Source organism: Achromobacter sp. SIMBA_011 (assembly GCF_046535435.1).
In the GTDB taxonomy this organism is placed as follows: domain Bacteria; phylum Pseudomonadota; class Gammaproteobacteria; order Burkholderiales; family Burkholderiaceae_B; genus Achromobacter; species Achromobacter dolens.
Window position 1 is genome coordinate 1 of record NZ_JAWRWN010001366.1, and the last position, 229, is coordinate 229.

Genomic DNA, 229 nt, shown 5'->3' on the forward strand with positions numbered 1-229 from the left:
CGAAGCCGACAAACTTTATGAGATCATGCAGCAGGTAACCTGTACCTGACCGGAAGAATTCGCTTTCTGAGTAGGAGTCCGAAAGAAGGGATGCCTCGTCCACTAGGTAGATCGTATTGGCTTGATCGCGGTTGTTCGAAATCTGCGCGTAGAACTTAAATGTTTCCGACCCGCTTTCTCGGTCGGCCGCGGCATATTCCTTCAAGTCGCCGAAGTCATAGATTTCGCT

1 protein-coding gene is annotated in these 229 nt (G+C 50.2%); it reads right to left on the minus strand.

Going from position 1 to position 229, the window contains the following annotated elements:
- Positions 1 to 229 (minus strand): hypothetical protein (locus tag SB816_RS35530; RefSeq protein WP_410548687.1); only part of this gene is annotated, 229 nt, incomplete at both ends.